This window comes from Candidatus Cloacimonadota bacterium (assembly GCA_021734245.1).
Classification (GTDB): Bacteria; Cloacimonadota; Cloacimonadia; order Cloacimonadales; family TCS61; genus B137-G9.
On record JAIPJH010000104.1, the window covers coordinates 1 to 10,564 of the forward strand.

The following is a 10,564-nucleotide window of genomic DNA, read 5'->3' on the forward strand; positions in this document are numbered from 1 at the left end:
ATGTTTCTGATTGGGTAAACCGAACCAAGCCAAGTAAACCTTCACCACCTGCGATGGCTCGTATTAATGAAGTATATGGCTTGAATCTTAACTGGCTGATCACCGGAAAAGGCGAAATGTTCATTCCGGGTGCAGATGGGAAACTGAATTTGGATGGCAAAAAGGCAAATCTGGAAGAGTTATCTGGTAACGGATCTGTATTTCAATACAGAATCAATCCCTTTGAAGCCAGGAATATAACTTTGCCCATCTACGGAGAGATAGCAGCCGGAGAACCTGTTAAGAATCACGATATCGAGCCAATGAAGTATATTGAGATTCCCAGAGCTTACTTATCCGATAAAGAAAAAACTTATTGCGCACTTAGGGTATTGGGAAATAGTATGTCTCCCAGAATTTCCGATGGTGATATTGTGGTTATACATGAATCAGCGGATATTCATAACTTAAATGGAAAAATATGTGCCTGCCAGACACCGGATGGTATTACACTCAAGAAGCTACAGCTTGATGAAGAGAAAAAGCGAGTTCTTCTAAGACCGCTTAATCAAGAATACGATGTAATTGTCTTAGAAGAATACGAACTGGAGACTTTCAGGATACTCGGTGAGATGGCTTTGTTGTTTAGGGTGGTGTAAATGAATACAAGTACTAAAAGTCCCATTGTTACTTATTTTGATTGGAATATAATTGCTTACTATCGAGATTTCCTATTCAAAAATGAAATGAAGTATTCGGATCAATTTGAGAAAATACAAAAGCTATTATCAGATAAAGAAATATTATCCTATTATTCTGATGCTCATATTAGTGATTTGATCCCCATAAATGATCCAGGTTCTTTTGATTGTTCTAATGATCTCGCAGCGATATCAAAGATTACACAAGATATTTATTTGAGCTACAACATATTAGATGTAGAATTCAAGTTTCTAATAGAAAATCCCAAAAACATATATGATCATATGCTTAAAAACCATAATCCAGTTTTGAATTTAGAAACGATTTTTGAACCCGATGATCCTTTAGGTGGAATGTTAAATTCTTTTCTAAAGATGATTCCATCACCGATACCTACTAATTCTCCATATAAACCTGATAATAATAACACTCTAATGGATGTAATGAAGTATTTCACCGAATGGAATAATAAAACGATATCAGATCCAAAAGTCTATAGACAGAGGAAAAATGAGTTATTTGATGCAGATACTACAAATACTTTTCAAGACATTAATTCAGAATTGCAGAATGGAGATACAGAGAAATTTGAAGCTCTTTTAAAAACCCTATTTAAACATGCTGGAAAAATGATTAAATCTCGTTTAGATGAGACAATGCTAATATTCTTATTTTTAGATCAAGTTAGATATGCCTCAGATAGAGCTCAAAAAAATATACAAGCTGATTCTCAGCATGCAGCATATGCTTCAATAGCAGATTCTAAGTACTTCGTATCAAATGATAAAAATTTATTAAAGAAAACAAAAGTTGCTTATAAAATATTAGATATCTCAACTATACCGATTGGATTAGATGAATTTCTTAACCTTTTCCAATCAGTATAGTTTATTAAATGTTTTTCATATAATTTAGAATTGAAGAAAACTGGACTTTTATTGATTTCAAATCTGACAAATTAACATTGTCTACTAACATTTGGTCATAATAATCTTTCAGTAATATTAATTTAGCTTTTAAAACAGCTCTTGAATGATTTCTTCTAAAAATTTTATCACATTCTCTTTTATATTCTTCCGAACTAATCCTGGAATCTTTATTAATAACAGAAATATCAAATTTAGATAATAGATTATTATCATGATTATCACAACTTGAGTAATTAGTAAATAGTGCAATATTATTTTTGAACAGCCCATAATATCTTTCTTGATCTTTTGATGTAGCCCTATTTTGAAATTGAGTAGATGGAAATATGAAGCCATCATAACTTATATTCGGATAATTTCTAATTTGCTCTGTAATCAATTGTGGTATAACATATTGTTCGATAAAAGCTTGCCCTTTGATGTCCTTCTTTTTAAAAGTACAAAATTGAGATATAATAAATTTCTTAAAGTCAGTGATGAATGTTGAGATGTTTGGAATAACATGTGTGTGTTGACAAGATAAATTAGAACCACTTCCAAAAATGGGTATAATGTTTAAATTAATTAAATCAAATAAGTAATTTGAAATATCGTACATAGTTAATGTTTCATTATCCCTAATACACCAAATAGAAAAATCTAATTGATTGAATTTATTTAAATCAGAGCGAAGTTCTAAAATAACTGTTGGTAAGGAAGCTCCTAAATATATAAATGGTTGCCCAGTAATACTGAATCGATAATTATTAATCTTGTATAATTCATTAAAAGGAACATGATAAAAGTAATCTACTGATTGATTGGTCTTTAATAAATTATTTTCTATGTAGGATTTTAACCGTTTACAAAGATTACAACCTTTATATTTCTTTTTAAATCTGCCTCGAAAAGTAACTGGGTAGTATTCTTCGAAATTAGAAACTGAATCAAATAGATTATTTGTACTCAATAAACTGTTAGTTAAATTCGAAGCTAAAAATGTATTACCATTAATATAAGTTTCATATATATTAATAAGATCATCAAAGAAAACCTGTAGCTGGGAAGATGATTGCAAAATTCTATCTTGAAGACAGTCAAGCCAATTCCACATATTCTGCTTGCTACTTTGAGAAAAATCATCAATTTTTGGATTAAGTTCGCAACAATCAGATATATTTTCCAAATGATTAAATTCTGACCAAAAAATCTCTTTATAATTCCTTAGAACATCCTCGAATCTTTCAGTTTCAATTTCTGCATATTGCTTAAGACCGTGCTGATATTGATCAGATAAAAATCTAAATAATGATACTCCCATACCTTTCATTCCCAATATTCTTTATTTTTTTATTTAAGAGTTTCAAGTCGAGTGAATATGTCAATTTAATTCCGAAATTCGGGTAAAGCGAATTTTCGATCGTTTTTTCACCGTTTTTTCATTTTGCCCTTAAAAACCGTTTTTTCAGAAAGTGAAAAAGCGAAAAAGCGTAAAAACGGTATGGTTGTGCATCGTTCTGCCTATCCCTAAACGAGTAAGCATTTGATAAACCTAATAGATAAAAGCATTTAGGAGACACAGCAGCTCCCTAAAAAGACCGCAAAGGTGGATTCGTTCTGATAAGGAACTCCCTGAAAAGACCGCTAATGGCAGATTTGAAAAAACGACTGCAAAAGCGAGTTATCAACCTAATATTAAAAGAGATACCGAACCGGCTAATCGTTTTATCAGGTGGCAGGTTTGGGTGTCACTTTTTAGTTTTTTCAAGATGATGTTCATGAGAAGCATCCTCGAAAATGTGAAGTCTGGAACCGGGTAGATTTTCTTGATAATATCGGGTCGTTGCTGGTGTTGCCTCGTCAAATTCTCCACAAGTGAATAAAACCGGAAGATCGATCTTGTACAATTGGTCTACTCGTTCATAATTTTTCAAACTGCCCGTCACTGTAAATTCACTTGGACCCCACATGTATTCATATTGCGCAAAATTAAGTTCAGAAAATGCTCTGTTAAGACACTCGGGCCAAGACTCCAGGCGATAGACGTGTAACTGGTAAAATTCCATCATGGCATTTTGATATTCCGGTGAATTGTATTCTCCGGTTTTTTCGCACTGCAGGATGGCGTTTCTGGTCTTTTCCGGTAATTGCTCGATATATATCTGCTGATCTGCAATCCAGCTGGAAGTGCTGAGTAATGCGCCGGAGAGGATGACGCTCTTCACGCCTTCGGGTTTTTTCGTAAGTATATATTCTGCTGCCAATGACGAACCCCACGACTGCCCTAACAAATGCACCTGATCCAATCCTAAAGAATTACGCACCTGCTGCAGTTCTTCCACAAAACGGTCTATGGTCCACAGTGAAGTATCAGCCGGTCTTTCGGAATTGCCGCAGCCCAGTTGATCATAGAAAACAACAGGACGCTTATCGGCAAGTTTTTCCAGAGGCTCCAGATAGGTATGCGAAGCACCGGGACCGCCATGCAGAATGAGAAGCGGTATCTCGGATTTATTCTTGCCCACAATTTTGTACCAGACTTTGCCACCGGTTACAGAGATGAAACCTTCTTCCATATTCTCAGTAGATTTTGTAATTTCATGCTTTTTTGGCATAACACATCCTCCTATTAAAATTCCAGAAAGTATCAATATTTTAAAAAATGTTGTACATGAATTCATTGTATTCCTCACCCAGCCTGTCTTATGCCAAAGTTTCAAAACATTGTCTGAATCAGCAGCAGCTAATTTGATTTGATATTTAACCACTTCATTTCCTTATTCCCAAAATTCATTGAATTAAAGAAAATTCTTAAATTTGACTATCACCGTGGCAGAGCCAAGGTGTATCTAAATTTATTTCAGCAAGCTGAAAATCGAATTTTCATTATTTACCCCTCTGCCTTCGGCATCTCCCCTCAAACAGGGGAGAAATTTCGGAAAACCCCGACGCAAGCGTCGAGGAATTCTATTGATTAAAATTAATTCGCGGATGATTATCTGTCAAAGAAAAGACGCAGAAGTATACTTCAAAAATCTGCTAATTTGACAGAGAAAAAAATCCCAGCTCCATTTCTGGTTACCGGGATTATTATTTTCTATTTTTTTCTAGATTTATTTCTTGTACTCCAAACCAAATCCATATGGAAACATGGGATTATAACCTTCATCACCCAGATTCCAGTTCTCATCATCGTAGCGCGGCCAGGAAAAGCTGAGTTTTCCCTGTATTGGATAATCACCAAATAGTACATCAGCAACTCCTTGCCCTTCCGAGCCGGGGAACCAGGCAACTACAAATGCTTTTGTTTCTGCCAATTCCTGCTCAATTACCAGCGGACGTCCACAGATCATGACAGCAACTACCGGAATACCTTTGCTGGTAATATTTCTGATAGTTTCAAGATCTTCCGGATGAAGTTCATGCAGATACAGATGTGTTCCATAAGGTCCTTCTTTCATGATTGTTGCATCGTCTTTATCATAAGTTTCATCAGCAGTGGAACCTTTGCTGATCTTCAAGCCTTTAGCAAGGCCTTCTATTCTGATATCACCCAGCATTTCTGCATAAGGTATTTCACCAATACATACGATCGCAACCTCGTGCTTTTCGGGATCAGCATTTAAGCCATCGACGTTTAGTTCGGCGTTTGGAGCAACTCTTTGAATGCCTTCCCAGATAGAAGTTCCACCAATAATTGATGATCTGTGAGGTGTCTCTTTTTTCACTTTTTTATCTCTTAGTTTCTCTTTTTCAGAATCAGACATTATATAGGATTGGTCTTTTGATTCATCTGCATCATCTACACCCTGCCAGGCTACGGTGAATCCACCACATTGATAACCGCGGTTGTGAGCATTTTTTCCAGCAACTAAAATTTTGGCATCTTTTTTTAGTGGTAAGATATCATCTTCATTTTTCAGCATTACCATTGATTTGCGTACAGCTTCCCGGGCAACTTCCCGGTGTTCTTCAGAACCAAAACAAGAAGTGTCTTGGGATAATTTTCTTTCAGAAGGTCTTGGTTTTTGGAACATACCAAATTCAAATTTCACTCTTAGAATACGACGAACAGCATCATCCAAGCGTTCCATAGGAATTCGTCCATTTTGTACATTCTTTTTAATGTGATCGATGAATTCTTTCCATTTTCCAGTGATCATGAACATATCCATTCCGGCATTTAAAGCCATCACAGAAGATTCTTCATAACTTTCATCCAGATAATCGATTCCATCCCAATCTGAAATTACAAATCCGTTAAAACCTAACTCATTTTTGAGCAGATCGGTAAGCAGGAATTTATGACCGTGACATTTTTCGCCAAACCAGCTACTTAGCGAAACCATCACTGTCAGCACGCCAGCATCGATAGCTGCTTTGTATGGTGGTACGTGAAGCTTTCGCAATTCTTCTTCACTGATACACATATCTCCCTGATCAATACCGTGCAGGGTTGCACCATCTCCAATGAAATGTTTAGCACAGGCTATCACGTTTTCTTCAGTATAATTTCCCTGCAATCCCATTACAAATCTGGGAGCATATTCAGATACGATCTTGGGGTCTTCAGAATAACTCTCATAAGTTCTACCCCAATGATCATTACGGGCAACAGCCAAGGTGGGAGCAAAAGTCCATTCCACACCTATTGCGGCAATTTCTTTAGCTGTGGTGGAAGCCACTCTCTCCAGCAGATCAGGATCGTGAGCAGCACCCAGACCAATATTATGCGGAAAAACAACAGCTCCCAAAACATTTGTATTACCATGAATTGCATCTACTCCATAGATCAATGGAATAGCTAAATGATCTTCATCTTCTTCCATGGAAGCTGCCCAATATTCATCATTCATTTTGATCCAATCTTCGGGTTTATTTTCCCCTGGAACAGAACCGCCACCACTAAGAACAGAACCAATATGATATTTTTTAACTTCTTCCGGTGTAACAAACTGTCTTTCAGGTTGCACGATCTGTCCGACCTTTTGATCAAGAGTCATTTTTGCCAATAACTCGGAAATTCTATTTTCAAAATTTTTCATAATATATTCTCCAATCTCAATTTAAATCCACATAAATTCGCTTAATTTCTCTATTTCGGATTTTTTCAGCTAATTTACCGGATAATTTATTATCTTTAATAATTGTATTATTCCCTACTTTATCTATCAATTTCCAGGAAGAAACTACAGCTGCATTTTCTCCAAAAGTATCTTTTCTCTTTGAATTATGGTAAGTAACCAAGATCTCTCCCAGAAATATAAAACTGAAAGTATCTTCAGAAAATTCAACATCCTGCCATGTACCATCAAGCATTAATTTTCTGCTTTCAGATTTCTTTGTAAAAAGCCAGCCAGGAAGTGCAGGATCCAAGCTGAAATAAAGCTCATTATTTTCATCAACTTCAAATGGTTTCTGTCCGATTGTCATGAATGATAGAATATTTATAAATTCTGCTGTTGCACCACTTAAGCGCGCTACAAATCCATTACCGTGAATGGAAGGATCAGGATTGGCACTGCTAACGATAAACGATGAATTCTCCAGAATACTTCTGCCGTAAACTTCCGGTTTTAAAAATGGGATAAATACGTTTTTGAAATCACTGTAGAATTGATCGTAAAGTCTGTTTCTCAGAAGTTCCAGCATATATTTGTATTCCATGTGCAGCCAGATCGATTCATTTTCGAACCAGCCGGGTGAAAATGTTCTGGCTCTGCCGATCTCATGTGGTTGATCTGCCAGAGATTCATTTACTTTATACATCTTGAGTTGTTGATCATAAAGTCCACTTTGCCTAATATTATTTGCAAGTTCGGCAGCTTTTTCTTGATCTTTGTGACAGCGCAGATAGTGAACGGGTCCTTCCAGGAAAAGAGGTAAAGGTTTCTGCCGGAATTTCTTTGCTCTGAAACAGGGAAGTCCTTTTTCATTTAACTTATCAGTTTCATGTCCAGCAGAATCAGTTATCTTGATTATGTTATATTCCGTCGGTTCATTTACGAAGTATGTATTGATAACTCCATCTTTTTCATTCCAAGCTTTTGAGATTCCAATATTTAGTTTTTTCAATCCAGCTTTCAGGAATGAAACTATATCGTCTTTAGAAATTTTAACTTCCTTTCCGCTAATTCCCAAACGTGTTTTGGTACGGTATTTTTCTTTTTTGGAGGTTGCTTTATCCCAGAATTCAAACGAAGTTGAATCTGCTTTTAAAATCTTATTCAATCCATTCATGAATGCTATCAATTCTTCAAAGATGACAAAATCTATAACTTCTGGATATATCTCTTCCAGAGCTTCCAGCATGAATAGAATATGGCGTTTCACTTCCAGTGTTTCACTAAGGCTGGAACCGATCAATCCAGGAAGACCATTCAGCGCATCATACCAGTTTGGTTTGTCAGTTTCCATTTCCACACCAACACCATTTGCATCCAGGGAAGCAAGTTTGTTCACCAGCAGGGAAAGCATTTTGTTAAATAATGTTGTTTTGTAAATCTGCCCGGTGCCGTATTCTGTGCGAACTTTATTTTTATCACTCTTTCGCAGATTTATCAGATCATCTTTTTCTTCATCAAAGATCACTGAATTCAACTGCATGGCTTTGCCTTCCCATACAACGTACTTATCATCTCTGGGTTGGACTCGATGAGGATTATCATAAAAAGTGGAATCTTTCTTTTCAAACAATAATTGCTTCTTCTTATCCGGAAACACAGCCAGGAAATTTTCCAGCAGATCCAGATTGTAAGTCCAGTGGTCCGTCCAGAAACCTTCCCCGTATCGCGTATCGTGACTCAGTTCGCATATACTTAGAAAATCAGCTATAAAACTGTCATTTTCACCAGCGATCTTGATTTTGCTGTTTCTTAAGAAAGTCATCAATTCACCTGGTGTAAATGGTTTCTGCATGTTCGAAATTACGGATTCGACATCCTTCTTATCAAGATATTCGGAAAGAACTTTTCTCAATTTCTCTGAATCGATTATGGAAAATCTCTTTTCTTTGATCACGAGAGGATTGAAGCCATCCAACTGGATCAGATTATAAAAATGTTCAACGTTGCCTTCCTGTACATCAGGATTGAAATAGAGATCACAACGGCGATTCTGATTCACATCACGATAATTTCCATTTCCCTGGGAATAGGGTGTTGGATTCAAACGATAATCGTTGTAATCGCGCTCCAGATCACCATGCTTTCGGGAATAGAGATGTAATGCTATTGAATGATTTTTCCCCTTTAATGTATGTGGAAATCCACCACGAAGAGCATTGTCCAGAAAGTTCTGTCTGGCGTATTGATCTAAATGATGGCTGGAACTGCAGATGAAATTATTTTGAGTGAGTGTTTTTATAATTTCGCTATCCTGCTTTGCTTTCTTATCAATATAATCCAGCTGCGTTATTTTTGGGATCAGATCATTCAATTCCTGAACTGAAGTTGCATGAGCAATAACGGAATTATAAGTATAAGTCTCTCCGGTAGCAATATTCGATTTAACCAGCCCCATAGCGCAGGGAAGCCTATTTTCTAATATCTGACCTTTTATTATTTCTTCTGAATCTGAACGCAGAAAATTCTGCGGATAATTGTAATCACCGCGAATTCCGAATATTTTTACCGGATCAACGATTGGCGTAACCAGTTTACCATCTTCTGCAAAGCCTAGATAGAAATTTCCTTTTTTGATCTTCACCACATCCGGGCGGTCGGCTGGTTTTACTTTGCCTTTAAAGAACGGTGCTTTATTCTCGAAATTCACAACTTCCACAAAAGCTTCGAACAAGCGCCGCATGAACTTCAGGCCATTGTTGTCGATTCCGTAGGGAATGATTAGTGGCAACCCATCCAGCATTTCAAATTGCACGGGATTATCACCTAAATTCGTGATCTGAACACGACGAATAAGACCAGCATAATTTTCCTGAGGAATATTAAAATATTCCACAGTAAATTTTAACCCCAAAGTGTGATTTACCTCTTCCAGTTTCAATTTAGATGCTGAAATCGTCATATTTTGAGAACGATCTATTTCTTCATCTCTCAAATTATTTTGAAAAGGCTCGTAGAATTTAACGGCTGAATCAGCTGGAAATTTCAAAAAAGTTCTGAATCCCTGAGTTGTAACCAGATTATATGCCCAATTTGCTGGTAAAAATTCCATAATTGGGTGATGTTTACCTTCTATTCCCATACTGCAAATGCATTGTCCGCGATTCACATAGAAAGTCCACATGGGAATTCCGTTTTTACCTGCTACACCAGGGAAAAAACTTGAGAACAGTTTGGTTGAATTATAGTTTGAAATTATAAATTCACCATTATTTTTTAATTGATATTGTGTTCCTTGCTGAGAAGTCAACACTATCCTCCTTAGATCGATATTAATTATAAGTTTGCAGCCGGTGAAATTGTCTTCACCGGCTGCTTTATTTAACGATTACTTCATCAGGATCATTTTTTTAGTTTGAACATACTTGTCAGCTTTCATTTTGTAGAAGTAAACACCACTTGCTACATTCTTGCCACTATCATCTTTTCCATACCAGGTTACATCATGCATTCCGGCTTCAAGTTCACCGCTTACCAGTGTACGTACTTTTTCACCTTTGATGTTGTAGATTACAAGAGCTACAGTTTCATCCTGGGTCAATCCAAAGGCAATAGTTGTAGTTGGATTGAAGGGGTTAGGATAGTTGCCGTTCAGTGATGTTACCGCCGGGATCAGATTCGGATCTGTTCCGGTGTGATCTACTTCAGCATCTACTGACCACACACCTTCATAATCTCCTGTGAATACAGCTGCAATATTGTATACATAGAAGCCTGTAGGTACATTTGCATGCAGGAAGAAAGTAGAAGTTGTATTAGTTACAAGTGTTCCATCCTGATAAATGTTGTAAGATACAAGTGCACGATCATCTGATGGAGCACTCCACTGTACAAGAATGTTAGGTGGATTCG

At 36.6% G+C, this 10,564-nt stretch carries 7 protein-coding genes; 2 read left to right on the forward strand and 5 right to left on the reverse strand.

Annotation, left to right across the window (positions count from 1 at the left end; translation table 11 throughout):
- A partial coding sequence (locus K9N40_12010) for a hypothetical protein (protein ID MCF7815193.1) occupies positions 1–638 on the forward strand: 638 nt, incomplete at its 5' end.
- Positions 639–1,568 carry a hypothetical protein gene (locus K9N40_12015; protein MCF7815194.1) on the forward strand — a complete coding sequence of 310 codons (930 nt, stop codon included), beginning with the start codon at positions 639–641 and terminating at the stop codon, positions 1,566–1,568. It abuts the gene before it with no gap.
- 4 nt (positions 1,569–1,572) lie between these two features.
- On the opposite strand, the gene K9N40_12020 is transcribed toward K9N40_12015, so the two are convergent.
- The 5 genes from K9N40_12020 to K9N40_12040 form a co-directional block, all read right to left on the reverse strand.
- A complete protein-coding gene (locus K9N40_12020) occupies positions 1,573–2,919 on the reverse strand; it encodes an RES domain-containing protein (GenBank protein MCF7815195.1) in 1,347 nt (448 codons plus the stop codon).
- Between the two features lie 418 nt (positions 2,920–3,337).
- Complete coding sequence (locus K9N40_12025) at positions 3,338–4,165, reverse strand: proline iminopeptidase-family hydrolase (protein MCF7815196.1); 828 nt, start codon at positions 4,163–4,165, stop codon at positions 3,338–3,340.
- Positions 4,166–4,702: 537 nt separating this feature from the next.
- Positions 4,703–6,634, reverse strand: coding sequence for a glycoside hydrolase family 3 protein (locus K9N40_12030; protein ID MCF7815197.1), 1,932 nt, complete (start codon positions 6,632–6,634; stop codon positions 4,703–4,705).
- A gap of 16 nt (positions 6,635–6,650) precedes the next feature.
- Positions 6,651–9,962, reverse strand: coding sequence for a hypothetical protein (locus tag K9N40_12035; GenBank protein MCF7815198.1), 3,312 nt, complete (start codon positions 9,960–9,962; stop codon positions 6,651–6,653).
- A 78-nt stretch (positions 9,963–10,040) separates the two neighbouring features.
- On the reverse strand, positions 10,041–10,564 hold a 524-nt coding region (locus tag K9N40_12040; GenBank protein ID MCF7815199.1), incomplete at its 5' end, for a T9SS type A sorting domain-containing protein.

Excerpts from the sequence above, each read along its gene's own strand:
- K9N40_12015 (MCF7815194.1), top strand. The coding sequence starts at position 639 with ATGAATACAAGTACTAAAAGTCCCATTGTTACTTATTTTGATTGGAAT.
- K9N40_12020 (MCF7815195.1), bottom strand. The coding sequence starts at position 2,919 with ATGAAAGGTATGGGAGTATCATTATTTAGATTTTTATCTGATCAATAT.
- K9N40_12025 (MCF7815196.1), bottom strand. The coding sequence starts at position 4,165 with ATGGAAGAAGGTTTCATCTCTGTAACCGGTGGCAAAGTCTGGTACAAA.
- K9N40_12030 (MCF7815197.1), bottom strand. The coding sequence starts at position 6,634 with ATGAAAAATTTTGAAAATAGAATTTCCGAGTTATTGGCAAAAATGACT.